This is a genomic window from Tepidimonas sp. HKU78 (assembly GCF_049860815.1).
In the GTDB taxonomy this organism is placed as follows: domain Bacteria; phylum Pseudomonadota; class Gammaproteobacteria; order Burkholderiales; family Burkholderiaceae_C; genus Tepidimonas.
The window spans coordinates 2,127,230-2,152,822 of sequence record NZ_CP187547.1; the positions used below are offsets into that span (position 1 = coordinate 2,127,230).

At 66.7% G+C, this 25,593-nt stretch carries 19 protein-coding genes; 7 read left to right on the plus strand and 12 right to left on the minus strand.

Going from position 1 to position 25,593, the window contains the following annotated elements; all coding sequences use genetic code 11:
• Window positions 1-16: 16 nt before the first annotated feature.
• Entirely contained in the window at window positions 17-1,024 is a 1,008-nt protein-coding gene (locus ACPYIS_RS10555; RefSeq protein ID WP_425973557.1) for a D-2-hydroxyacid dehydrogenase family protein, read from the plus strand.
• 32 nt (window positions 1,025-1,056) lie between these two features.
• Here ACPYIS_RS10555 and ACPYIS_RS10560 read toward each other — a convergent pair whose 3' ends face one another.
• Window positions 1,057-3,021, minus strand: coding sequence for a hypothetical protein (locus tag ACPYIS_RS10560; RefSeq protein ID WP_425973558.1), 1,965 nt, complete (start codon window positions 3,019-3,021; stop codon window positions 1,057-1,059).
• A gap of 83 nt (window positions 3,022-3,104) precedes the next feature.
• On the opposite strand from ACPYIS_RS10560, the gene ACPYIS_RS10565 reads away from it, so the two are divergent.
• The 5 genes from ACPYIS_RS10565 to ACPYIS_RS10585 all read left to right on the plus strand — a co-directional run bounded on the left by ACPYIS_RS10565 (window position 3,105) and on the right by ACPYIS_RS10585 (window position 8,677).
• A complete protein-coding gene (locus tag ACPYIS_RS10565; RefSeq protein WP_424894649.1) occupies window positions 3,105-4,640 on the plus strand; it encodes a 3-hydroxyacyl-CoA dehydrogenase in 1,536 nt (511 codons plus the stop codon).
• A gap of 4 nt (window positions 4,641-4,644) precedes the next feature.
• Complete coding sequence (locus tag ACPYIS_RS10570) at window positions 4,645-5,424, plus strand: oxepin-CoA hydrolase, alternative type (protein WP_424859357.1); 780 nt, start codon at window positions 4,645-4,647, stop codon at window positions 5,422-5,424.
• Window positions 5,425-5,484: 60 nt separating this feature from the next.
• Window positions 5,485-6,234, plus strand: coding sequence for a Crp/Fnr family transcriptional regulator (locus tag ACPYIS_RS10575; RefSeq protein WP_424859358.1), 750 nt, complete (start codon window positions 5,485-5,487; stop codon window positions 6,232-6,234).
• A 43-nt stretch (window positions 6,235-6,277) separates the two neighbouring features.
• A complete protein-coding gene (locus ACPYIS_RS10580; protein WP_424859359.1) occupies window positions 6,278-7,354 on the plus strand; it encodes a phosphotransferase in 1,077 nt (358 codons plus the stop codon).
• Between the two features lie 63 nt (window positions 7,355-7,417).
• Window positions 7,418-8,677 (plus strand): acyl-CoA dehydrogenase family protein, encoded by a 1,260-nt coding sequence (locus ACPYIS_RS10585; protein WP_424859360.1) that lies wholly within the window; start codon window positions 7,418-7,420, stop codon window positions 8,675-8,677.
• Window positions 8,678-8,704: 27 nt separating this feature from the next.
• Here ACPYIS_RS10585 and ACPYIS_RS10590 read toward each other — a convergent pair whose 3' ends face one another.
• The 7 genes from ACPYIS_RS10590 to ACPYIS_RS10620 form a co-directional block, all read right to left on the minus strand.
• On the minus strand, window positions 8,705-11,131 hold the full coding sequence (locus tag ACPYIS_RS10590; protein ID WP_425973559.1) for a GspE/PulE family protein: 2,427 nt from the start codon (window positions 11,129-11,131) through the stop codon (window positions 8,705-8,707).
• A gap of 37 nt (window positions 11,132-11,168) precedes the next feature.
• Window positions 11,169-11,390 carry a DUF2788 domain-containing protein gene (locus ACPYIS_RS10595; protein WP_299020941.1) on the minus strand — a complete coding sequence of 74 codons (222 nt, stop codon included), beginning with the start codon at window positions 11,388-11,390 and terminating at the stop codon, window positions 11,169-11,171.
• Window positions 11,391-11,397: 7 nt separating this feature from the next.
• Complete coding sequence (locus ACPYIS_RS10600) at window positions 11,398-12,192, minus strand: DUF2189 domain-containing protein (protein ID WP_299020951.1); 795 nt, start codon at window positions 12,190-12,192, stop codon at window positions 11,398-11,400.
• 68 nt (window positions 12,193-12,260) lie between these two features.
• A complete protein-coding gene (locus tag ACPYIS_RS10605) occupies window positions 12,261-13,916 on the minus strand; it encodes an ABC transporter ATP-binding protein (protein WP_424859362.1) in 1,656 nt (551 codons plus the stop codon).
• Window positions 13,916-14,974, minus strand: coding sequence for an ABC transporter permease (locus ACPYIS_RS10610; protein WP_299020955.1), 1,059 nt, complete (start codon window positions 14,972-14,974; stop codon window positions 13,916-13,918). Before ACPYIS_RS10610 ends, ACPYIS_RS10605 begins: the two co-directional genes overlap by 1 nt.
• On the minus strand, window positions 14,958-15,986 hold the full coding sequence (locus ACPYIS_RS10615) for a microcin C ABC transporter permease YejB (RefSeq protein ID WP_299020959.1): 1,029 nt from the start codon (window positions 15,984-15,986) through the stop codon (window positions 14,958-14,960). Before ACPYIS_RS10615 ends, ACPYIS_RS10610 begins: the two co-directional genes overlap by 17 nt.
• 16 nt (window positions 15,987-16,002) lie before the next feature.
• Window positions 16,003-17,907 (minus strand): extracellular solute-binding protein, encoded by a 1,905-nt coding sequence (locus ACPYIS_RS10620; RefSeq protein ID WP_299020961.1) that lies wholly within the window; start codon window positions 17,905-17,907, stop codon window positions 16,003-16,005.
• A gap of 46 nt (window positions 17,908-17,953) precedes the next feature.
• Between ACPYIS_RS10620 and fabI the strand changes: the two genes are divergently transcribed.
• Window positions 17,954-18,754 (plus strand): enoyl-ACP reductase FabI, encoded by an 801-nt coding sequence (gene fabI / locus ACPYIS_RS10625; RefSeq protein WP_299020963.1) that lies wholly within the window; start codon window positions 17,954-17,956, stop codon window positions 18,752-18,754.
• Window positions 18,755-18,757: 3 nt separating this feature from the next.
• Here fabI and ACPYIS_RS10630 read toward each other — a convergent pair whose 3' ends face one another.
• The 4 genes from ACPYIS_RS10630 to aceE all read right to left on the minus strand — a co-directional run bounded on the left by ACPYIS_RS10630 (window position 18,758) and on the right by aceE (window position 25,456).
• Entirely contained in the window at window positions 18,758-19,396 is a 639-nt protein-coding gene (locus ACPYIS_RS10630; RefSeq protein WP_299020965.1) for a c-type cytochrome, read from the minus strand.
• Window positions 19,397-19,515: 119 nt separating this feature from the next.
• Window positions 19,516-21,345, minus strand: coding sequence for a dihydrolipoyl dehydrogenase (lpdA, locus tag ACPYIS_RS10635; protein ID WP_424859363.1), 1,830 nt, complete (start codon window positions 21,343-21,345; stop codon window positions 19,516-19,518).
• Between the two features lie 13 nt (window positions 21,346-21,358).
• Window positions 21,359-22,723, minus strand: coding sequence for a dihydrolipoyllysine-residue acetyltransferase (aceF, locus tag ACPYIS_RS10640; RefSeq protein ID WP_424859364.1), 1,365 nt, complete (start codon window positions 22,721-22,723; stop codon window positions 21,359-21,361).
• A gap of 15 nt (window positions 22,724-22,738) precedes the next feature.
• Complete coding sequence (gene aceE / locus ACPYIS_RS10645; RefSeq protein WP_424859365.1) at window positions 22,739-25,456, minus strand: pyruvate dehydrogenase (acetyl-transferring), homodimeric type; 2,718 nt, start codon at window positions 25,454-25,456, stop codon at window positions 22,739-22,741.
• Between the last annotated feature and the right edge of the window lie 137 nt (window positions 25,457-25,593).

Genomic DNA, 25,593 nt, shown 5'->3' on the forward strand with positions numbered 1-25,593 from the left:
GGCACAATAGCCGCATATGAACATCGTGATCCTCGACGATTATCAGGACGCCGTGCGCAAGCTCGCCTGCGCGCACAAGCTCGACCCGTACCCGGCCAAGGTCTACACCAACACCGTCAAAGGGGTCGGGCAACTCTCCGTGCGTCTGCGCGACGCCGATATCGTCGTGCTGATCCGCGAGCGCACGGTCATTACCCGTGCCTTGCTCGACAAACTGCCGCGGCTCAAACTCATCGCGCAAACCGGCCCCGTTGGCCGCCACATTGATGTGCAAGCCTGCACGGAACACGGCGTGGCAGTGGCCGAAGGCGTGGGGGATCCCGTCGCCCCCGCCGAACTGACCTGGGCACTGATCATGGCGGCCATGCGCCGCATTCCGCAATACGTGAGCCACCTCAAGCATGGGGCCTGGCAGCAGTCGGGGCTCAAGGCGGCGTCGATGCCGCCAAACTTCGGCCTCGGGGTCGTGCTGCGCGGGCGCACGCTGGGCATCTGGGGCTATGGGCGAATCGGGCAGCAGGTGGCCAGTTACGGACGGGCGTTTGGCATGCGCGTGGTGGTCTGGGGCAGCGACGCAAGCCGTGCCCGCGCCGTCGCCGACGGCTATGAAGTGGCGGACAGCAAGGCCGCCTTGTTTGCCGACAGTGATGTATTGAGCTTGCACCTGCGCCTCGACGAGCGCACGACGGGCTGTGTCAGCCTGGACGATCTCTCGCGCATGAAGCCGACCGCCCTGCTGGTCAACACCGCGCGCGCCGAACTCATCGAACCCGACGCGCTCGTGGCAGCCCTCAACCGTGGGCGCCCCGGCATGGCTGCGGTCGACGTCTTCGAGTCAGAGCCGATTTTGCAGGGCCACGCCCTGCTGCGGCTGGAAAACTGCATCTGCACGCCCCACATCGGTTTTGTGGAGCTCGACAGTTACGAAAAATATTTCTCGGCGGCGTTCGACAACGTGGTCAACTACATCCGCGGGACACCGACCAACATCGTCAATCCGGGTGCATTGCAGATGCGCCGCTGAACCTCGAGGCGGCCGCACACCGGCAGCCGCCATCAGCCGCGAGGCGGTGCCTTGCTCTCGGCCGGCGGCTCCCAGCCGCTGAGGTCGAAATCGAGCCCTTCGTCAGCACCGGGTGTGGCAGAGGTGGTATCGCCCACTGCCTCGCTTGGCGGCACGACCTCGGCGATATCGGGCAGTTCAAGGTCGAGGCCAGCTGCTGTAGGGGCCAGGGCCGCGGATGCCGCTGCCGCCACACCCGGGACAGCGTCACCACCCGCTTTCATTGCCGTCGCCTCCGGCATGGGGCCGAGCACGGGCAATAGGTCGAGCACCCCGTGCAGGGTGATGAGATCGTCGAAGGCTGCCAGGGTGCGCACGTGCAGGGGCGAGCCGGGGTCACCCGGCTGGGACGCCAGTGCTGCAACGACGATGGCGCGCGCCTGCTCGCCGGGCCAAGTGGCCGTCAATGCCTGCATCAACGCGGCATCGGCCTCGAGACCGGCGTCGGCGTCGTCCACCACCAGCAGCCGGTGGTAATGCTGCTCATAGAGCGTCTGCAGCGTGCGGCTATCCAGCCCATGCCGACGCGCCAGCGTCCACCAGCGCAGATACGGTGCCTCGCTCGCACGCGGGTGAGCGCGCACGAACGCACTCAGCGCGGCGATGGCGTCCCCGGCCTGACCCAGCGAATCGAAAAAGTCCACCTGCTCCCATAAGTCGTGCAGTGCTGCCACATCAAGTGTAATCAATGACGAATCAGGTTCACGAACCATCCCGATACCTTGGTTGGTCTCGGCGGTTAGCGCCCCCGGGGGAAAAGGGGGTATCTTTTCGGATGGGATCGAATCGACATCGGGGAAATCAAGACTGTCCCCGATGACGGAGACTGCAACCGCTTCCTTGTTCGTATTATCAGATTTGGCGGTAATCGGCTGGGCATCCGCAATTTCTTGACGCCCGGAACCACGGGGAATCCACCACTGATCGCTTTTCCGCAAACGCCCAGACAGTAGACGGCGCCAACGATCACGAGCCAGCCATGCCGCGACAACCAATGCGACCGCTGCGAACATCCCTAAAAGTACCCGTTGCCCGACAGCGATCTCGGCTTGGGCTTGAGACAGTTCCTGTCCGAGCTCTTCTATCCGCTGATATAGCCGCGTCCGCTCCTCTCGAAGGGTGAGTACCTCGCGCTGCAGCTCTGATTCGGGCCCCACCGGTTCAGCGTCCGCTACCCCTCGCCCCCTCGCATCAGCCGCTGTCGATCCACTGGCGCCCGACCGCTCGACGGGAGCATTATCGACGCCAAGATCCCGGCGTGCGCGAGCGAGCAAAAACTCGAAGAAGTCCTCGTCGGACGTGAATGCAAGGGGTTGTACATCCAACCGCGGACTGCCTTGGTCGTTGGCTGGTGCCACCAATGGGACTCCGGTAGCCAAAGACAATCGCGCAAACCATGACGTCGGCCGCGCAGAGGGCTGCAGCCCCATGGGCCGAGTCTTGGCGGCACTCGCTCTTCTATTTATCTTATTCGTCGCCAAGTCTCTGCCAATGGTTGAAATGCGCTGGGGCCGCGCCGCCGGGACGCTCAAAGCATCACGTGTCTCGGGTACGTCAACCGCAGCCACGACCGCTGGTGTGGCAATCGGCGATTCGACGTCTGCCAACATCGTGTAGACGCGCACGAAACGCGACGGACAGCCGATGCGCACCTCCACCGTCACGAAGGGCTCATTGACCGCGGGCCGAGCCTGCACCCGGATCGCGCCATCCCTTTGCCCGACCTGTGGCTCGAGACGGACACTGACATCCGACGGCCCCAGCCGCGTCTCGCCGTAGCGGACCTCGGCCTGCACGCACAGGGCGGTGGCGTCGTCGGACGCCAGTCCCGGGCTTTGCACCACAATATCGAGCGGCCGACCGATAATCACCGCACCCTGCGCCGCACCCAAGGTCTGAGCATGGCCGTTGACGGCCGACACGAGCAGCAAGCTGGCCAAGGCGGATTTGGTGTGCATGCGGGTTTGTCCTGTGGACGCGGTCTCGAGCGTGTCCTTGTGCCGATTCTGTCATATCCGTCGTCAACCCTACGCAAATACCCATGCCTGCCACCGTCGACCGTCTCACTTTTCGCAACATCGGCATCGTGGGTGCCGGCGCCATGGGGCGCGGTATCGTCCAGATCGCTGCCCAGGCTGGCTGCACCGTGCATCTGCTCGACGCCCAACCGACCGCGGTCGAGGCCGCCTGCGCAGCGTTGCACGATACCTGGAACAAACTGGTCGCCAAAGGCCGTATGAGCGCGGACGAGGCTGCGGCGTGCCTGGCGCGGCTGCAGCCCGCCCCCGACGTCGAGGCGCTGGCGCCGTGCGAGCTGGTGATCGAAGCCATCGTCGAGCGGCTCGACGCCAAGCAGGCGCTGTTTGCACGACTCGAGGACGTCGTCGGCGCGGATGCGGTGCTGGCGACCAACACGTCGTCGCTGTCGGTGACCGCGATCGCCAGCCGCCTGCGGGCGCCGCAGCGGTTGGCAGGCTTTCACTTTTTCAACCCGGTGCCGCTGATGAAAGTGGTCGAGGTCGTCTGCGGCCTCAAGACCGACGTGGCCGTCGCCGAGCGGCTGGCCACGTTCGCGCGCGAGATGGGCCACACCCCCGTGAGGGCGCAGGACACGCCGGGCTTCATCGTCAATCACGCGGGGCGCGGCTACATCACCGAGGCGCTGCGTATCGCCGGTGAGCGCGTGGCCGACTTTGCCACCATCGACCGCATTCTGAAAGACCAGATGGGCTTTCGCCTCGGGCCGTTCGAGCTGCTGGATCTGACGGCGCTGGACGTCTCGCAGCCGGTGATGGAGTCGATCTACCACCAGTACTACGAGGAGCCGCGCTTTCGACCCAGCGTGATTGCCGCCCAGCGGCTGGCAGGGGGCGTGCTCGGCCGCAAGGTGGGCGAGGGTTTTTACCGCTATGTGGACGGGCGTGCCGAAGTGCCGCCTGAGCCGCCGGTGCCAACGGTGTCGGCACTGCCCCCCGTGTGGGTGCCGGGCCGAGCGGCGCGTCGGGCCGAGCTGCTGCAGTTGCTCAAGGACCTGGGCGCCTCCATCGAAACCGGCGCGCAGCCGTCGCCACACGCGTTGATCGTCGTTGCGCCCCTGGGCCACGACGTGACCACGGTGGCGGCGGTCGAGCGGCTGGACCCGGGGCGCACGGTCGGCATCGACATGCTGCTGCCGGATGCGGCCGTGCGGCGCCGCGTGCTGGCCACCAACCCGGCCACCCGCAGCGACATGCGCGATGCAGCGCACGCCTTGTTCGCGCGCGACGGCAAGGCGGTCAGCGTCATCCGCGACAGCGGCGGCTTCGTCACGCAGCGCGTGGTGGCCACCATCGTCAACATCGCGTCGGACATCTGCCAGCAGGGCATTTGCACGCCGGCCGATCTGGAGACGGCCGTCACGCTCGGCCTGGGCTACCCGGCGGGCCCGCTGGCGATGGGCGACCGCGTGGGGGCAGCCAGCATGCTCGAGATCCTGTTCAATCTGCAGACCGTCTACGGCGACATGCGCTACCGGCCCTCGCCCTGGCTGCGCCGCCGTGGGGCATTGGGCTTGAGCCTGCTGCACACCGAGGAATGATGCGATGACCGCCACACTCAAAAGCCAGTGCCACGGCAGCACCCTCGTGCTCACCATCCACAACCCGGAGCACCGCAACGCGCTCGGCCCCGAAATCTACGTGGCCGGCATCGAGGCGCTGATCGCGGCCGAGCGCAACGCCGACATGCGCTCCGTCGTCATCACCGGCGAGGGCGGCACGTTTTGCGCCGGCGGCAACCTGCAACGGCTGCTCGCCAACCGCCAGCAGCCGCCCGAGGTACAAGCCGAGAGCATCGAAGCCCTGCACAGCTGGATCGAAGCCGTGCGCAGCTTTCCCAAACCGGTCGTCGCGGCCGTCGAGGGCGCGTGTGCCGGCGCGGGATTTTCGCTCGCCCTGGCGTGCGACTTGGTCGTCGCTGCGCGCGACGCGGTGTTCGTGATGGCCTACGTGAACGTGGGGCTGTCGCCCGACGGGGGCGCGACCTGGCAGCTGCTGCGACAGCTGCCCCGCGCCACGGCCATGCAGATGCTGCTGCTGGGCGAGCGCGTGGGCGCGGAACGGTTACACCAGCTCGGTCTGGTCACATCCGTCAGTGCGCCGGGCGAAGCGTTGGCACAGGCGCTGCGCCTGTGCGAGCGGCTCGACGCCAAAGCGCCCAACGCGCTGGCCAGCATCAAGGCCCTGGCCAACGAGGCGCTGACGCAATCCTTGAGCGCGCAGCTGCGCGACGAGCGCGACCACTTCGTGCGCAACCTGCATCACGCCAATGCCGGGGAGGGCATTCGCGCCTTTCTCGACAAACGCCCCCCACACTATCGCTGACGGCCGCGGCCGACGCCCCACCGCCCGCGCCACGCTCAGCGTCACCGAGGAGACTCTCGCATGACCGTCCAGTCGCTCACACGACAGCCGCTCGACGAACCCATTCTGACAATGGAGGAACGCGAGGCGATCAACCATGGTCGCTGGTTTTCCAGCCTCTCTCCTTCCCTGCGACACGACATTCTGCGATGCGCTTTCGTCCGACGGTACCAAGATGGCGAGCTGATCGCCGCCCGCGGCGACCCGCCCACGGTGTGGAGCGCGGTCGCCAAAGGTGCCGTGCGCGTGAGCTCCACCTCGATCACGGGCAAGCAAATTACCCTGACCTACGTGGAGCCGGGGGTGTGGTTTGGCGACGTGGCGATGTTCGATGGCGACGCCCGCACCCACGACGCCTACGCGCACGGCCCCACGACGCTGTTGTGCGTGGCGCGCAGCGACTTTCGAAAAATCCTGGAGCAGCACGTCGAACTCTACGAGGCGTTGCTGCGCCTGCAGGCGCGGCGCATCCGCACCCTGTTCGGGCTGGTGGAAGACCTCAACACCCTGCCCTTGCGCGCGCGCCTGGCCAAGCAACTGCTGCACCTGAGCCGCTCTTACGGCGTGCCCTGTCTGGCCCACGGCCACGAAATCCGTATTGGTCTGCAACTGGCGCAGGAAGAATTGGCGCAATTGCTGGGCGCATCGCGCCAACGCGTCAACCAAGAACTCAAGACCATGGAGCGCGAGGGCGCCATCCGCATCGAGCCCGGTGGCCTGGTGGTGCGCGACCGCGCGCTGCTCATGCGCATCATCGAAGCCGAGCCCTGACCCGCCGCTGCGCTGGCGGGTCGCAGCCATTGACCCGTCAGCCATGACCGCATCCCCTACCCCCTCCCCTTCCGCCGCCCACGCCCTGGACGCGGCCGTGCTGCAGCGCTGGCTGCAGGCCCACCTGCCGGGCTTCGAGGGGCCCCTGAACGTCGAGAAATTTGCCGGTGGCCAGTCCAACCCGACCTATCGCCTGCAAACACCGGGTGCCCGCTATGTGATGCGCACCAAGCCGGGGCCTGCCGCCAAGCTGCTGCCCTCCGCGCATGCGATCGAGCGCGAATTTCGCGTCATGCAGGCACTCGCCGGCACCGGTGTGCCGGTGCCGCGCATGCACGTGCTGTGTACCGACGAGTCGGTCATCGGGCGCGCGTTCTACATCATGGAATACGTCGACGGGCGCGTGCTGTGGGACCCGACCCTGCCCGGCATGACGCCCGAAGCGCGCCGCGCGCATTACGCCGACATACTCCGGGTGCTGGCGACGCTGCACCGGGTGGACACCGCAGCCGTTGGCTTGGCCGACTATGGCAAGCCAGGCAACTATTTCGAGCGCCAGATCGCGCGCTGGAGCAAACAGTACCAGGCCTCCATCACCGACCCCATCCCCGAGATGGACGCCCTGATGGACTGGCTGCCACGCCACCTGCCCGAGACCGCCCGAGACGAGCGGCTGGTCAGTGTCGTGCACGGCGACTACCGGCTCGACAACCTGATGTTCGCCCCCGATGCGCCCCGCGTCGTTGCCGTGCTGGACTGGGAGCTATCCACGCTCGGGCACCCGTTGGCGGACTTCAGCTACCACTGCCTGGCCTGGCACGTCGCGCCCGGCGTGTTTCGCGGCATGGCCGGGCTGGACTTGGCCGCGTTGGGCATTCCGTCCGAGGACGATTACATCGCCCAGTATTGCGAGTACACCGGATTCGCCACGCCCGAAGCGCTGCGCCGCGACTGGCCTTTTTACCTGGCCTACAACGCCTTTCGCCTGGCGGCGATCCTGCAGGGCATCGCCAAGCGGGTGGAGCTGGGCATCGCTTCGAGCGCGCAGGCACGCCAGAGCGCCGCCGGTGCGCGCCCCCTGGCCGAACTGGCCTGGCAGTTGGCCCAACAGACGCGCTGAATGCACGGAGCTGAAGTCGGACCCGCCATCGCCCCCGAGACCCCAGACCCCGGAGACCCCCGAATGGACTTTGCCTACAGCCCCCGCGTCCAGGCCTTGCGTGAACGCCTGATGGCCTTCATGGACGAACATATCTACCCCAACGAAGAACGCTACGAGGCCGAGGTCGAGGCCAACCGCGCGGCGGGCAACGCGTGGGTGCCGACTCGGCTGATCGAAGAACTCAAGCCCAAGGCGCGTGCGGCCGGTCTGTGGAACCTCTTTCTGCCCAACTCCCCGCGCGCCCCCGAGGGCCTGAGCAACCTGGAATACGCGCCACTGTGCGAGATCATGGGCCGCGTCACGTGGGCGGCGGAAGTCTTCAACTGCTCCGCGCCGGACACGGGCAACATGGAAACGCTCGAGCGCTACGCCAGCGAGGCGCTCAAGGACCGCTGGCTGGAGCCGCTGCTGCGCGGCGAGATCCGCTCCGCTTTTCTGATGACCGAACCCGACGTGGCGTCGTCGGACGCCACCAACATCCAGTGCCGCATCGAACGCGACGGCGAGTACTACGTCATCAACGGACGCAAGTGGTGGTCGTCTGGTGCGGGTGACCCGCGCTGCGCGGTGTATATCGTCATGGGCAAGACCAACCCCGACGCGCCCCGACACCAGCAGCAATCGATGATCGTGGTGCCGGCAGACACACCGGGCATCCGCGTGGTGCGGGCGCTGAGCGTCTTTGGCTACGACGACGCGCCGCACGGGCACATGGAAATCGAGCTGCGCGACGTGCGCGTACCGGCCGATCACATCCTGCTAGGCGAGGGACGCGGCTTCGAGATCGCGCAAGGTCGGCTGGGGCCAGGACGCATCCACCACTGCATGCGCTCCATCGGCGCCGCCGAGCGCGCGCTCGAGCTCATGTGCCAGCGTCTGAACCAGCGCGTCGCCTTCGGCAAGCCGATCGCCGCCCAGACCATCTGGCACGAGCGCATCGCCGAAGCGCGCTGCCTGATCGAGCAGGCCCGACTGCTGGTGCTAAAGGCCGCGTACATGATGGACACCGTCGGCAACAAAGGCGCCAAGGCCGAAATCGCCATGATCAAGGTCGTGGCACCGAACGTCGCTTGCCAAGTCATCGATTGGGCGATCCAGGCCTGGGGCGGCGCTGGCGTGTCACAGGTCACGCCGCTGGCGCGCAGCTATGCGCACCAGCGCACACTGCGCCTGGCCGACGGCCCGGACGAAGTGCACCGCAACGCGATTGCCAAGCTCGAGTTGGCCAAGCACATGGTGCGCGCCCCTGAGGTGGAGCTGCCCATCACGCGCGGCTGCTGAACGCGGGGTGGCGCCGCCGGGCGTCCGTCACACGTTGCTGTTGGCGCGCACTTCGGCCAGCGTGGTCAGCCCGGCGAGTACCTTCTCGATGCCGTCTTGGCGCAGGGTGCGCATGCCTTCCCGCACGGCCTGCGCCTGGATCTCCGCCGGCCGGGCCCGGGTCTGGACCAACTGCCGAATGTCGGCGCTGGCCACCAGCAACTCATGCACCGCCAAGCGCCCGCGAAACCCCGTCTGGCCGCATTCGGTACAGCCGGGCGCATGACCCAGAACCAGCCCCCCATCACGGCTGAAGCGCTGACGCCATTCGCGCTCCAGCACGTCGTCATCCTGCCAGGGGTGATCGGCCGGCAGCTGCGCTTGGTAGTCGCGAATCAACTCGCGCAGCCGCGGCGGCGCCATGGGCTCGGTCTCGACACAAGCCGGGCACAGGCGCCGCACCAACCGCTGTGCCAGCACCCCCTGCAGCGAATCCGCGAACGAAAACGGATCGACCCCCAGATCGTGCAGGCGCAAAATGGTCTCAGCCGCGGAGTTGGTGTGCAACGTCGACATCACGAAGTGGCCGGTCAACGATGCCTCGATGGCCATCTCTGCCGTCTCGGCATCGCGGATTTCCCCCACCATGATGACGTCGGGGTCGGCGCGCAGCAGCGAGCGCAGGGCCTGTGCGAACGTCCAGCCGATTTTGGGGTTGACCTGGATTTGGCGCAGCCCGCGCTGGGTGATCTCGACCGGATCCTCGGCGGTCCAGATCTTGCGGTTGGGCGTATTGAGGCGCTGCAACGCTGCGTGCAGCGTGGTCGTCTTGCCCGACCCCGTGGGGCCCACACACAAAAACAGCCCATACGGACGCGACAGGATCTGCTCGATCGCCGCCAGGTTGCGGGCGCTCAGATGCAGCCCCTCTAACGGCAGCGGGACGGACGAGTTGAGGATGCGCATCACGACATCCTCCAGGCCGCCCGCCGTCGGGATGGTGGCCACGCGCAACTCGATGGGTAACCCACCAAAGCGGCGAAAATGGATCTTGCCGTCCTGGGGCTTGCGCCGCTCAGAGATGTCGAGATTGCACATCACCTTGATGCGGGCGATGAGCGCATGGCGATAGCTGGGAGGCAGCTCCAGGTACGGGCGCATCTCGCCGTCCACGCGAAACCGGATGACCACCTTGTCGCGCCCCGGGTAGGGCTCGATGTGGATGTCCGATGCCCGCTGGTGGAAAGCCTCGATGATCATGGTGTTGACCAGCTTGACCAGCGTGTTGTCCGACTGCTCGAGGGGGCGTTCGTCCGTTCCGTCGCCCTGGGCTTCGTCGGTCAACTCTGCGGCCAGCTGCCACGCCGCTTGGTCGGCCACCGGGCCCGTGCCTGGGACGGCCGCCTCCGTCGCCGGTGCCGGTGCGCCATCCTTGGCCATGCCCAACGCGCGGTACACCTCGGCAATGCGCGCGCGCAGATCCGCGGCTGGGCTGACCACTGGAATCACTTTGCGCTGGGCGGTGAACTCCAACTCGTCGATCGCCTTGAACTGCAGCGGATCGGGCATGGCGACCACGATGGCCGATCCCATGAGCGCGATCGGCAGCACCTGCAAGCGGGTGGCCAGCGCGATTGGCACCAGCCGCAGCGCGGCGGGATCGACGGGGTAGTGGCGCACATCCACGAACGGGTAGCCCATCTTGCGCGCCAGCGCCGTTTGCAGATCGTCGGACTGGATCAAGCCCATGTCGATCAGCGTCTGCCCCAGCGGTCGGTCGGGCTGGGCCCGTTGGCGCGCCAGCGCCAGCGTCAGCTGCTCTGCCGTGATCTTGCCCAACCCTAGCAACGCCTCGCCAATAGGTACCGGCTTGAGCGTAGCCTGCCGCTCCAACGCGGCTTTGAGCGCCTCGGGGGTGGTCACCATGGACGATTCGATCCGTCCCAGCGCTTCGGGTGTGAGCTCTTCGTCGCTGCCCAATAACGTCGCGCTAAAGCCACTGTCCGCGGCCAGCCCGCCGTCACTGCGCTGGACCTCGTACGCCTTGATGCTGTTCTTGGGAATGAAGACGCGCTCCGGATCGCCCTCGCGCGCCACGCGCGGAAAAATCCACAGCCCCTCGGGAGTGCGGCGACAGTCGTGGCACAGACCGGAGTACACCGATCCGTCGCGCAACTGGATCACGAACGGTCGCAGTGCCTCGTCACCCAGGACGGAGGCCGTCTGCACCACCCGGCTCGGGTCGAGCGGTGGCATGCGCAGGCGCTTGACCTGGTTGAAGCGCAACGCCAACGGCTGCCGAGTACCGGCCGGCAAGATCTTGAGGTTGCCCGCCTCCGGCTGAAAATCGACCAACTCGCCGTCGACGACCCGCCCATTCCAGCCCTCGACCGAAGCCGGCAGACGCGACTCGCCGGCCACATGCGCCTCATCCCCCGCGCGACCGGGAATCACAAACTGTCGGTGCGTCGTCATGATCACTGCTTTACCGTTGACGGGGTCAATTGGCGTGCTACAGCCCCAAAACCCACTGAATCACGTTCTTGGCCACAAATCCCAGAATTCCCAAGGACAGCACCAAAAACAGCACGAAGGTGCCGAACTTGCCGGCCTTGGATTCGCGCGCCAGGTTCAGGACGATGAACAGCATGTAAAGAATGAACGCGCCCACGCCAAAGGTGAGACCGAACTGCGCCACCTGCGCCTCGCTGTAGCCAAACAGGGTTCCATCCATCGCGCCATCATCCCGCGAGCGGCCGGACCAGCCCGGCGCGCTGAAAATCCCGATACGCGTGCCAACTGGCGTACGCGATGACGGGCACCGTCAACACCAATCCGACCATCGCCAGCGCCATGCCCAGCCCCACCAGTGCCACGATGCACAGGGCCCAGATGGCCATGACGACGGGGCGGCTGCCCACGGCACGCCAACTCTCGCCCACCGCGTGCCACAAGGGACTGGGGGTATCGACCAGCATCGGCAGCGCGATGACGCTGGAGGCAAACACCGGCGCTGCCAGCCACGCGCCCAGCAGCAGCCAGACCTCGAACAAACCCAGCTCCGGTGCCAGCACCACATGGCGCAGAAAGTCCACCGGCCGCGTGATCGGCACCGGTGACCACAGGGTGATGAGCGCCGCCGACGTCAGCACCCACCCGGTACCTGCCAGTCCCAGCAGCAAACCAAATCCCATCAATCGCCGGTCGCCCGACGTCCACAGCGCCACCACTTCGGCGCAACACACCTTTTGTCCACGCTCCAAATAGCGACTGACCGCATACAGGCCCGACGCCAGCACGGGCGCGATGATGAGAAACCCGGTAAACGCCCCGGCCAGCAACCAAAAATGGTCACGCAGGGCCACCCACACAATGAGGCCGAACAACGCCATCATGCCGCCATGCAGGACGCCGGGCAGCGGATTGGTCCAATAATCGCGCAGGCCCAGGCGCAACCAGCGCAGCGGCGCGCTCGGGCCAATGTCCGGGGGCGGATCGCCGGCAGCAGCGGGCGACGGAGGCGACATCGTCGTCATGGGAAACCCTCTATCTGGACGGGTAAAACACGGCGCGGGCGGGATACCCGCTCCAGCAGCACACCCGATTATCCACGGTGGCCGCGATCGGCCGCATCGTCCACGGACGCGGCGCTGGCCAACAACTCGCGGGTGTAGGGGTCACGCGGTGCGCGCAACACCTGCTCGGCCGGCCCCGATTCCACCACCTGGCCGCGGCGCATGACCAGCACCTCGTGCGCCATGGCCCACACCACGTCCACGTCGTGCGTGATGAGCAGATACGACAAGGCGCGCTCGCGCTGCAGGCGCAGCAGCAGCGCGAGCACCTGCTGCTGCACCGTGACGTCGAGCGCGCTCGTGGGCTCATCGAGGACCAGCAGACGCGGCTGCACGATGAGTGCGCGCGCGATCGCGATGCGCTGGCGCTGCCCTCCCGAAAACTCGTGCGGGTAGCGCTGCAACCAGGCCTCGGCCTCGCCCACCGTCACCCCCGAGGGCAGCAGCCCCACCTCTTGCAACACCGCCACCACGCGCGCGCGCCGCTCGGCGGGAAGCAGGCGCGGCTCGTGCACCCGCAGCCCTTCTTCGACGATTTGCCCCACGGTCAAGCGCGGTGACAACGACGAATAGGGATCCTGGAACACCACCTGTACCTGGCGGCGCAAGGGACGATCGACCCTGCCGCCGGTCCACGACTGCCCCATGACGCGCAACTGGCCGTCGGCGGGCAGCAGCCCCAGCGCCGCCAGCGCCAGCGTGGACTTGCCCGAACCGGACTCCCCCACTACCCCGAGCGTGCGACCCGGGGCCAGACGGGCGCTGACGTCGCGCACGGCCACGAACTGCCCGGCGCGAAACCACCCGCGCCAGCCGGGCCGCGGCACGGGGTAGCGCACACTGACGTTTTCCAGCTCGAGACAGGGCGGACCAGCGTCCGCGGGTGCCGCCGCCAACAGCGCCGCGTCGCGCCGCGGGCGGCTGGCCAGCAAGCGCTGCGTGTACGGGTGCGTCGGCGCCGCAAACACCTGCGCCACCGGCCCCGTCTCGACCACGTGGCCGCGCTCCATCACCACCACGCGGTCGGCGAAGCGCCGCACCAGGTGCAAGTCGTGCGTGATGAGCAGCACCGCCAGACCCAGCCGGCGCTGCAAATCGCCCAGCAGCGCCAGCACTTGCAAGCGTAGGCTGGCGTCCAGCGCCGTCGTTGGCTCGTCGGCGATCAACAGTCGCGGCTCGCCCGCCAGCGCCATCGCGATCATCGCGCGCTGCCGCTGGCCGCCGCTGAGCTGGTGAGGGTACTGCTGCGCACGGCGCGCCGCCTCATCGATGCCGACCTGTTCCAGCGCCGCCACCGCACGCGCCCACGCCTCGCGCGGCGACAGCGCGCGCTTGAGCCGTAGCACCTCGGCGATTTGCTCCCCCACCGGGTACAGCGGGTTGAGCGCCGTCATCGGCTCCTGAAAAACGTAGGCCACCGCATCACCTCGCAGGGCACGCAAGGCGCGCTCGGGTAAGGCAAGCAGCGACTGCCCATCGAAGCGCACCTCCCCCGCGACCTGCGCGTCGGGCAACAAGCGCAGTAGGCTCAGCGCCGAGACCGTCTTGCCCGAACCCGACTCGCCCACCAGCGCCACCTTCTCCCCCGCGGCGACGTCGAAATCGATGCCGTGCACCACGGGCTGGCCACCGAAGGCGATGCGCAGATCGCGCACGGTCAACAAAGGGGCGGTACGGTGGTCCATCAGTCGGCCTTGCGGGGATCGAGTGCGTCGCGCAGCGCATCGCCCATGAACGTCAATAGCGTCAAGGTCAGCACCAACACGCCGAACGTGGACAGCGAAATCCACCAGGCGTCGATGTTGTTCTTGCCCTGCGCCAGCAGTTCGCCCAAGCTGGGGGTGCCCGGTGGGACGCCCAGCCCCAAAAAATCCAGCGACGTCAGCGCGAGAATCGCCGCGCTCATGCGAAACGGCAAGAACGTCACCACCGGCGTCAGGCTATTGGGCAGCACGTGGCGCCAGATGATGGCGCCGTGACCCAGGCCCATGGCGCGGGCCGCGCGCACATAGTCGAGTTGGCGGTTGCGCAAAAACTCCGCCCGCACATAGTCGGCCAGCCCCATCCAGCCAAAGAGGCTCAACAAAATCAGCAACAACGCCACGCTGGGCGCAAACACCGCACTGAAGATGATCAGCAGGTACAGCTCGGGCATGGAGCCCCAGATTTCGATCAAACGCTGCAGCGTCAGGTCGATGCGCCCGCCGAAATACCCCTGCACCGCCCCGGCCAACACCCCCAGCACCACACCGATCGCCGTCAACGCCAGTGCGAACAGCACGCTCACCCGAAAGCCGTAGATCAGTTGCGCCAGCAAGTCGCGCCCGCGGTCGTCCGTACCCAGCCAGTTGGTCGCGCTCGGCGGCGACGGGTGCGGATCGGGGGCGTAGTAGTTGAGCGTACGCGGGCCATAGGGGTTGAGCGGATAGATGGCCCAGTTGTCGCCCGCCGAGAGACGCTCGCGGATGAAGGGATCGAGGTAGTCGGTGGGGGTCTCGAAGTCGCCGCCGAAGGTCGTCTCGGGATAGTCGTGCAGCAGCGGTACATACAGCCGCCCCTCGTAGCGCACCAGCAGCGGCCGGTCGTTGGACAACACCTCGGCCAGCAGGCTCAGCCCCACCAGGGTGACGAATAGCACCAGGCTCCAGAACCCGAGCCGGTTGCGCGCAAAACGCCGCCATGCCCGCCGCGCCGGGCTGGGACTGGGCGTCGCCGATTGGGGGGCGTCAATCGAATTTGACACGGGGGTCCACCCACACGTAGCACAGGTCGCTGATGAGCTTGGTCACCAGGCCGATGAGCGTAAACAGATAGAGCGTGCCCATCACCACGGGATAGTCGCGCCGGATCACGCTCTCATAGCTCAGCAGCCCCAGGCCATCCAGAGAAAAGAGCGTCTCGATGAGCAGACTGCCGGTAAAAAACGCGCCGATGAAAGCGGCCGGAAAGCCCGTAACGATCGGGATGAGGGCGTTGCGCAGCACGTGCTTCCACAGCACCTGGCGCTCGCTCAGGCCCTTGGCGCGCGCCACCAGCACGTACTGCTTGCGGATTTCCTCCAGAAACGCGTTTTTGGTCAGCATGGCCGTGACCGCAAAGCTGCCCAGCACCATCGACAACACCGGCAGCGTGATGTGCCACAAATAGTCCACGATGCGCGCGCCCCACGACAGTTCATCCCAGTTGTCGCTGACCAAACCGCGCAGAGGAAACCACTGCAACTGGCCGCCAAAGACCACCAGCAACGCCACCCCGAGCACGAAGCCCGGAATGGCGTACGCCACCAGAATGATGATCGAGGTCACGATGTCGAACCGGGTGCCCGCCCGCACCGCCTTGGCCACACCCAGCGGGACCGCCACCGCGTAGCTGATCACGAACGTCCACAGCCCCAGGCTCATCGACACCGGCAGCTTCTCCCAGATGAGCTGTGCCACCGGCTTGTTCTGGAAAAAACTGGCGCCCAAGTCGAAGCGGGCAAACTGCTGCAGCATCTGCCAGAAGCGCTCGTGGGCGGGCTTGTCGAAGCCATAGAGCGCCTTGATCTGCTCCAGCCGCTTGGGATCCACCCCTTGCGCGCCCCGGTAGGCCGCCCCGCCCCCTTCCGCACCGTGCCCCAGGCCGGCGCGGGCTTCGGCCAGGTACTGGTCGACCGGCCCGCCAGGCACGAACTGGATCACCACGAACGTCACGAGCAGCACCCCAAACAGCGTCGGGATCATCAGCAACAGGCGTTTGAGGATATAGGCCCACATGGTTCGCCCCTTCGAGTCAGCGCGGCGCTGCGCCGGGTTGAGCCCACCAGGTTTCGATCGCCCAACCCTCGCCGCTGGCATACGGGGGCATCTGGTCGGGGCGCGCCAGTCGCCAGGCGTTGTAGGCCAGCCGATGCGTGGGCGCGGACCACTGCGGAATCAGCACGTGACTGTGCGCGATCACGCGCTCCAGCGCCCGGCACGCGGCCAGAAAATCGGGCTCGGACTGCGCCCGCACCATGCGCGCGATCAGATCGTCCACCGCCGGGTTGGCCAGGCCGCTGAAATTGCCCGAATCCTCGGTGCGCGCCGCCACGCTGCCAAACAGGTCGGCGTACTCCGCCCCCGGGCTGTGCGTGCCCTGGAACGCGAGGCTGATGATGTCGAAGTCGAAGGTGCGCAGCCGCTGTTGGTACAACGCGAAATCCACCGGACGAAAACGCAGCTCGACCCCGATGCGCGCCAGGTTGCGCGCCCAAGGCGTGACCACGCGCGCGCCCGCCTCGTTGCTGTCCAGGTATTCCAGCACCAGCGGCTGCCCTTGCGCATTGCGCAGCGCGCCGTCGCGGTACGTCCAGCCGGCCTCACGCAGCAACGCTTGGGCGCGTTTGAGGTTGTCGCGCAAACCCGCCGGGCCGTCGGTGCGCGGCGGCTCGGCCATGGGGCCAAACACCTCGGGCGGGATGTGGGCACGCCACGGCGCCAGCAGTGCCCGCTGCGCGGCGTCGGGCTCGCCCTGCGCGGCACAGGCCGTGTTGCCAAAGAGGCCGCGCACCCGCCGGTAGCTGCCGTAGAACAGCCGCTGGTTCATCCACTCGAAGTCCAACGCCAACCCCAGCGCCTGCCGCACCCGGATGTCGTCCAACGGCGCTCGCCGCGTGTTGAGCACGTAGCTCTGAAATCCTGTGGGCAGGCGGTGTTCGAACTCCCCCTTGACCAGCTCACCCGTGTCGAAGCGTTTGCCCTTGACCCGCCGCGCCCAATCCCCGGCCGAGAAGAACCGCATCAGGTCGAACTCACCCGCCTTGAGCGCCTCCAGCCGCGCGGTGTTGTCGCGGTAGATCTTGACGGTGACGCGGTCGAAGTTGAAGGTGCCGCGCCGCACCGGCAGGTCGCGCGCCCAGTAGTTCGGGTCGCGAACATAGGTGATGTCCTTGCCGAACTTGACCGGGCCGATGCGGTACGGACCGCTGCCGATGGGGATGTCCATCACCACCTGGTCGAAGGTCTTGCGCTGGCCCGTCTTGGGGTCGATGGTGTTGCCCCACTCGCGGCTGAAAATGGGCAGCGCGCCCACCGTCAGCGGCAGCTCGCGGTTGGGCTGGCGGAAACGAAAGCGCACTGTGCGCTCGTCGATCACATCGACGCCGGCCACGTCGGCCAGTACGGTTTTGTACGCCGGCGACGTGTGTGGGCCGATCAAGGTCTCGAAGGTGTGGCGCACGTCGTGGGCCAACACCGGTCGGCCATCGTGAAAGCGCGCTTCACGCCGCAGGCGGAAGGTCGCGCTCAGCCGGTCGGGGGCCACCTGCACGTCCTCGGCCAGCAGGCCGTAGGCGGCGCCCACCTCGTCGGCCGCGCCCACCAGCAGCGTGTCGAACATCAGGTCGGCCAAGTACGCCGGGGCGCTGCCGCGCAGCGTGAACGGGTTGTACTTGTCGAAGGTGGAGGTGCGCAGGTTGCTCACCAGGCGCAGCTCGCCCCCCTTGGGCGCGTCGGGGTTCACATAGTCGAAGTGCGCAAACCCCGGGGGATACTTCAGCTGCCCCCAAAGCGCGTAGCCGTGCGCCGCCCACGCCAGCGGGGCCAGCCACCCCAGCACAGCCACGATGACCAACGCGCGCCCCAACGCGCCACGACCCGCCGCGCATGTGCGGGTCCACGGGCGAGGCGGGCCGGAAATCGGTCGCAGGTCGTGCATGCGACAATTCTGCCGGATTTTTTTCCACTCACGAGGAGCATCGACGATGGGTTTTCTGGCCGGCAAAAAACTGTTGATCACCGGCGTGCTGTCCAACCGCTCGATCGCCTACGGCATCGCGCGCGCCTGCCGCGCGCAGGGGGCCGAGCTGGCGTTCAGCTACGTGGGCGAGCGCTTCAAAGACCGCATCACCGAATTTGCCGCCGAGTTCGGCTCGCGGCTGGTGTTCGAATGCGACGTCTCGGACGACGCGCAGATCGAGCGCCTCTTTGCCGATCTGTCGCAGCACTGGCCCACGTTCGACGGCTTCGTGCACAGCATCGGCTATGCGCCGCGGGAGGCGATCGCGGGCGACTTTTTGGAGGGTTTGAGCCGAGAGGGCTACCGCACCGCGCATGAGATCAGCGCCTACAGCTTCCCCGCCATGGCCAAGGCGGCGCGCCCCTACCTGAACGACCACGCCGCCCTGTTGACGCTGACCTACCTGGGCGCGGTGCGCATGGTGCCCGCCTACAACACCATGGGTCTGGCCAAGGCCAGCCTGGAGGCCAGCGTGCGCTACTTGGCTGAATCCTTGGGTAGCCAGCGCCGCGGCTGGCGGGTCAACGCCATCTCGGCCGGGCCGATCAAGACGCTGGCCGCCAGCGGCATCAAGGGCTTCGGCAAGATTTTGGGCGTGGTGGAACAAAACGCCCCTATCCGCCGCAACGTCACCATCGACGACGTTGGCAATACGGCCGCTTTCTTGCTGAGCGACCTGGCCGCCGGCATCAGCGCCGAGGTGGTGTATGTGGACGGGGGCTTCAGCCACGTCATGGGCGGCCTCGGCGCCGACGACGCGGACTGATCGTCACTGCAGATTGCCCAGATACGCGGCCACCGCCTCCAGCTCCAGTTCGCTCAGGCGGTGCGACATGACGCGCATGATGGCGCTGTCGCGCGACCCGTTGGCTTGCTTGAACGCCTGCACCTGGCGCATCAAGTACTGCGGATGCTGACCCGCCAAGCGCGGCAGTTCGACACTGCCCGCCGCCTGCTTGCCATGACAAGTGGCGCACGGCGGCAGCCCCGAGTGGCGATTGCCGCGCTCGTAGATGAACTGCCCCACCGCCAGCAACAGCGTATCGCCGCTGGGCGTATGGCCGGGCTTCTGGCTGGCGTAGTACATGGCCACGGCCTCGCGGTCCTCGGCACTGAGGCCCTTGACCTTTTCCGCCATGGCGGGGTCCTTGCGCTCCCCGCGCGCGAACGCCTCCAGTTGCGTCATGAGATAGCCTGCGTTTTGCCCCGCCAGCCGAGGAAAGTTCGGTGCCACACTCTGGCCACACGCCCCGTGGCAAACGGCGCAATGCTCGCGCGCGACGCGCTCCCCACGCGCTAGGGGATCCGCCCCCTGCGCCGGCGCGACGACGGGCGCGACGAGGACACTGGCCACCAAGGCCCACGAAAACAAGGCGTGCCCAGGGCGCGCACGCACGACGGCTTTCATTTTCACCCTCCTATCGATGCATCCGAATGGTCGAATGCACCCATCGTAGGGCGATACGGGGCGCGCCTATTGACGCCGATCAAGCCTCGTGCAGACGCCCCTGACCCGCAGCAGGGGTATCAGCGCCGCACGGGCGGCAAGTCGGTACAACTGCCGTGCGCGGCCTCGGCCGCCATGCCGATGCTCTCGCCCAGCGTCGGGTGCGGGTGGATCGTCTTGCCGATGTCCACCGCATCCGCCCCCATCTCGATGGCCAGCGCCACCTCGCCGATCATGTCGCCCGCGTGGGTACCCACGATGCCACCACCGACGATGCAATGGGTCTGGGCGTCGAACAACAGCTTGGTGAAACCCTCGTCGCGTCCGTTGGCAATCGCGCGGCCCGACGCGCTCCACGGAAACAGCCCTTTTTGCACAGCAACACCTTGCGCTTTGGCCTGCTCCTCGGTCAGCCCAACCCAGGCGATCTCGGGATCGGTGTAGGCCACGCTCGGGATGACGCGCGCCTCGAACGCCGTGCGCGCCAGCCGTTCATCGCCCCGCAGCTCGCCCGCGATCACCTCGGCGGCGACGTGCCCCTCGTGCACTGCCTTGTGCGCCAGCATCGGCTGACCAACGATGTCGCCAATCGCGAAGATGTGTGGCACGTTGGTGCGCATCTGGCGATCGACGCGGATGAAGCCGCGCTCGTCGACGGCCACCCCGGCGTGCTCGGCACCGATCTTGCGCCCATTCGGGGCGCGCCCCACCGCTTGCAGCACGAGGTCATAGACGCCGTCGCTGGTCGTACCATCCGCGCCTTCGAAGCGCACGCGGACCCCATCGGCAACGACTTCGGCTGCCACGGTCTTGGTGCGCAAGCGGATGTGGTCGAAGCGGTGCGCGTTCATCTTTTGCCACACCTTGACCAAATCGCGGTCGGCACCCAGCATCAGGCCGTCGGCCATCTCCACCACCTCCAGGCGCGCGCCCAGCGTGCTATAGACAGTGCCCATCTCCAGCCCGATGATGCCGCCGCCGATGACCAGCATGCGCTTCGGCACCGAGGCCAGCGCCAGCGCGCCGGTGCTGTCGACGACGCGCGCATCGTCGGGCAAGAAGGGCAACCGCACCGCCTGCGATCCGGCCGCGATGATGGCGCGCTGAAACGCGATGCGCTGCGTGCGCCCGGTCTTATCCTGGCCGTCGCCCGTGGTTTCTTCGACCTGCACCACATAGGGCCCGACGAAGGCCCCGTAGCCGCGCACGACGGTTACCTTACGCATGCGCGCCATCGCCGCCAGCCCGCCCGTGAGCTTGCCGATCACTTGCTGCTTATGGCGACGCAGGCGGTCGATATCGAACGTCGGCTCGCCGTAGGCGATGCCGACGTCGGCCATGTGGCGCACCTCGTCCATCACCGCTGCCACGTGCAACAGTGCCTTGGATGGGATGCAACCCACGTTGAGGCAGACACCGCCCAACGTTGGGTAGCGCTCGACCAGCACGACCCGCAGCCCCAGATCGGCGGCGCGAAACGCCGCCGAATATCCCCCCGGGCCGCCACCGAGCACCAGCACGTCACAGTCGAGATCGGCGCCGACCGCTGGCGCGGACGCCGCTGCCGGCGCGACACTCGGCGCGACTGAAGCCGCCACAGCGGGCGCTGATGGGGCAGATTCCACCGGCGCCGGTCCGGCAACCGGCCCTGAGGCGGCGGCGGTGGCGGCATCGGCCACGTCCAGCGTCAAGATGACCGAGCCCTCGCTGACCTTGTCGCCCAGCGCCACCTTCAGCTCGCGCACCACCCCCGCATGGCTCGATGGAATCTCCATCGACGCCTTGTCCGATTCCACCGTGATCAGCGACTGATCCACCGCCACCAGATCCCCCGGCTTGACCAGCAGTTCGATCACCGCCACATCCTTGAAATCCCCAATGTCCGGGACCCTGACATCCACCGTTGCCATGCTCAGCCCTCCCTCACAGCAGCACACGGCGGAAGTCCGCCAGAATCTGGCCCAAATAAGCGTTGAAGCGCGCCGCCGCCGCCCCGTCGATCACGCGGTGATCCCAGGTCAGTGATAGCGGCAGCATCAGCCGCGGCACGAACTGCTGGCCGTCCCACACCGGCTCCATGCGCGCCTTGCACACACCCAAAATCGCCACCTCGGGGGCGTTGATGATGGGCGTGAAATAACGCCCACCGATGCCGCCCAGGCTCGAAATGGTGAATGTGGCGCCGCTCATTTCCGCCGGGCTGAGCTTGCCCTCGCGAGCTTTCTTGGCCAGTTCGGCCAACTCCTGACTGATTTGCAAAATGCCTTTTTGGTCGGCATTCTTGATCACCGGCACCACCAGGCCGTTGGGGGTGTCGGCCGCAAAACCGATATGCCAGTATCGCTTGAGAATGAGTGCGTCGCCCCCGCCCTCGACGTCGATGGAGCTGTTGAACTCCGGAAACTTCTGGAGGGCGGCCACACAGGCTTTGATCAGAAAAGCCAGCATCGTGACCTTGACGCCGCTCTTTTCGTGCTCCTTGTTGAGTTGGAGCCGAAACGCCTCCAGCTCGGTGATATCGGCGTCGTCGTGGTTGGTGACGGCGGGGATCATCACCGCGTTGCGCATCAGGTTGGCGCCGCTGATCTTCTTGATACGGCTCATCGCCTGGCGCTCGATCGGGCCAAACTTGGCAAAGTCCACCTTCGGCCACGGCAACAGCCCCAAGGCGGCGCCATCGCCGCCACCCTGCGGCGCGCGGGCCGCCTGGGCACGCGTGGTCTGCTCACCAGCCATGACGGCGCGGGTGAACGCCTGCACGTCTTCCACAGTGATGCGCCCCTTGGGCCCGCTGCCGCGCACCTCCTCCAGCGGCACACCCAGCTCACGCGCCAGCTTGCGCACCGAGGGCGACGCGTGCGGCAACCCCACCGGCGGGCGGGTGGGGTCGTGCGCGCCCACGTCCGATGCTCCCGCCGCTGGCGCAGTGGCGGCGGCGACGGCCGCTGGCGGTGCACCCACGGGAGCAGGGGCGACAACCGGTGCCGGCGCGGCCACCTCCACGACGGCGGGCGCCGCAGGCGCCGCGCTTGGCGCTGCAGCCGCTGCTTCCTGCGCTTCCAGCAGCGCGATCACCGAGCCCTCGCTGACCTTGTCGCCCAGCGCCACCTTCAGCTCGCGCACCACCCCCGCGTGGCTCGACGGAATCTCCATCGACGCCTTGTCCGACTCCACCGTGATCAGCGACTGATCCACCGCCACCCGATCCCCCGGCTTGACCAGCAGTTCGATCACCGCCACATCCTTGAAATCCCCAATGTCCGGGACCTTGACTTCTACCAGTGCCATGTCGTGCTCCCCGGATTAGGCGTACAACGGGTTGATCTTGTCGGCGTCGATGCGGTAGCGCGCGATCGCTTCGGCCACGCGCTCACGCGGCACACTGCCCTCATCGGCCAGGGCCTTGAGTGCCGCGACCACGATGTAGTGGCGGTCGACCTCGAAGTGCCGGCGCAGCCGCCAGCGGAAGTCACTGCGACCAAAGCCGTCGGTGCCCAGCACCCGATAGCTGCGGCCTGCGGGGATGAAGGGGCGGATCTGCTCGGCAAACGCGCGTACGTAGTCGGTAGAGGCCACCACCGGCCCTGGGTGCGGTGTCAACTGCTGGGTCACGAAGGGCGCGCGCGGCGTTTCGGTCGGGTGCAGCATGTTCCAGCGCTCACAGTCGTGCCCCTCGCGCGCCAGTTCGGTAAAGCTCGGGCAGCTCCAGACGTTGGCCGCCACGCCCCAATCCGTGGCCAGCAACGTTTGTGCCGCCAAGCTCTCGCGCAGAATGGCGCCGCTGCCCAAGAGCTGCACGCGTGGCGTGAGCTTCGGCCCTTCTTGCAGCAAGTACATGCCGCGGATGATTTGCTCCTCGGTGCCTGGCTTGAGGCCGGGCATCGGGTAATTCTCATTGAGCAAGGTTACATAGAAAAAGACGTTATCCTGCCGCTCGACCATGCGCTTCAAGCCGTGGTGCAGGATGACGGCCACCTCGTGCGCAAACGTCGGGTCGTAGCTGATGCAGTTGGGAATCGTCGCCGCGATCATGTGGCTATGGCCGTCTTCGTGCTGCAGCCCCTCGCCATTGAGCGTGGTGCGCCCGGAAGTGCCGCCCAGCAAGAAGCCGCGCGCCTGCATGTCGCCTGCCGCCCAGGCCAAGTCGCCAAAGCGCTGGAACCCGAACATCGAGTAATAAATGAAAAACGGGATCATGATGCGGTTGTTCGTCGAGTACGACGTCGCCGCGGCAATCCACGAACTCATGCCGCCCGCCTCGTTGATTCCCTCTTGCAGGATCTGCCCGGCCTTGTCCTCGCGGTAGTACATGACCTGGTCTTTGTCGACCGGGGTGTAGAGCTGACCCTTGGGGTTGTAGATGCCGATCTGCCGGAACAACCCTTCCATGCCAAAGGTGCGCGCCTCGTCCACCAGGATGGGCACGACGCGCGGCCCGAGCGCCTGATCGCGCAGCAGCTGCGTCAGAAAACGCACGTAGGCCTGCGTGGTGCTGATCTCGCGCCCCTCGGGCGTGGGTTCGAGCACGGCCTTGAACGTCTCCAGCGACGGTACGGTGAACTGCTCGTCACTGCGGACCCGGCGCTTGGGCAGGTAGCCCCCCAGCGCGCGGCGGCGCTCGTGCAAATAGCGCATCTCCGGCGTGTCGTCGGCCGGCTTGTAAAACGGGATCTTGGGCAGCTCGCTGTCGGGGATCGGGATGTTGAAGCGATCGCGGAAGTAGCGGATGTCCTCGTCCGTGAGCTTCTTTGTCTGGTGCGCGGTATTTTTGCCTTCACCCGCACGCCCCATGCCATAGCCCTTGACCGTCTTGACCAGAATGACGGTCGGCTGCCCTTGGTGATGGTAGGCACGATGAAACGCCGCGTACACCTTCTGGGCATCGTGCCCGCCGCGGCGCAACGCCCAAATCTCTTCGTCGCTCATCTTGGCCACCAGCTCCAGCGCCTTGGGATGGCGGCCAAAGAAGTGCTGGCGTACATAGGCGCCGTCGTTGGCCTTGAACGCTTGGTAATCCCCGTCCAAGGTCTCCATCATGATTTTGCGCAGGATCCCCTCCTTGTCGCGCGCGAGCAGTGGATCCCAGTTGCTACCCCACAGCAGCTTGATCACATTCCAGCCCGCACCGCGAAAGTCGCCCTCGAGCTCCTGGATGATCTTGCCGTTGCCACGCACGGGGCCATCGAGCCGCTGCAGGTTGCAGTTGACGACGAAGATCAGGTTGTCCAACCCCTCTCGCGCGGCCAAGCCGATGGCGCCCATGCTCTCGGGCTCATCCATTTCGCCGTCGCCGCAAAACACCCACACTTTGCGCCGCGAGGTGTCGGCGATGCCGCGCGCATGCAAATACTTCAGGAAGCGCGCCTGATAGATGCCCATGATGGGCCCCAGCCCCATGGAGACGGTCGGAAACTGCCAGAACTCCGGCATCAGCTTGGGGTGTGGATAGCTCGACAGCCCTTTGCCCTCGACCTCCTGACGGAAGTTGAGCAGCTGCTCCTCGGTGATACGCCCTTCCAGGAAGGCGCGCGCGTAAATACCGGGCGCGCTATGCCCCTGGATGTAGAGCAGGTCGCCGCCGTGCGTGCCCCCGCTGTCCGTGTCGTCGGCGTGCCAGAAGTGGTTGAAGCCACACGCCAGCAAATGCGCCAGCGATTGAAACGAGCTGATGTGCCCACCCAGCTCGCTGCCGTCGGGTGACTCGAGCCGGTTGGCCTTGACCACCATGGCCATCGCGTTCCAGCGCATGTACGCGCGCAACCGCCCTTCCAGCTCCAGGTTGCCCGGGCTGCGCTCCTCTTCGTCGGGCTCGATGGTGTTGACGTAGCCAGTGGTCGCCGAAAACGGCAGATCGATGCTGTGCTCGCGCGCCTCTTCCAGCAACTGTTCGAGCAGAAAGTGCGCCCGCTCGGGACCTTCGCGCTCGATGACCGCATCGAGCGCGTCGAGCCACTCGCGCGTCTCTTGTGGATCGGCGTCGGGGGCCACCAGTGGGGAAATGGGGGGCAAGGCTTGGGACATGGGTCGTCTCCTCGATGGAATGCGAAGGGTACGGCGGCGCAAAGCGCCTGTCCATGGAGTGTCGCACGAAATCGCCAAACTTCCAAACTGTGGTTACTAATTTCGTTATGTGAAACAATCACATGGCGCATCGATTC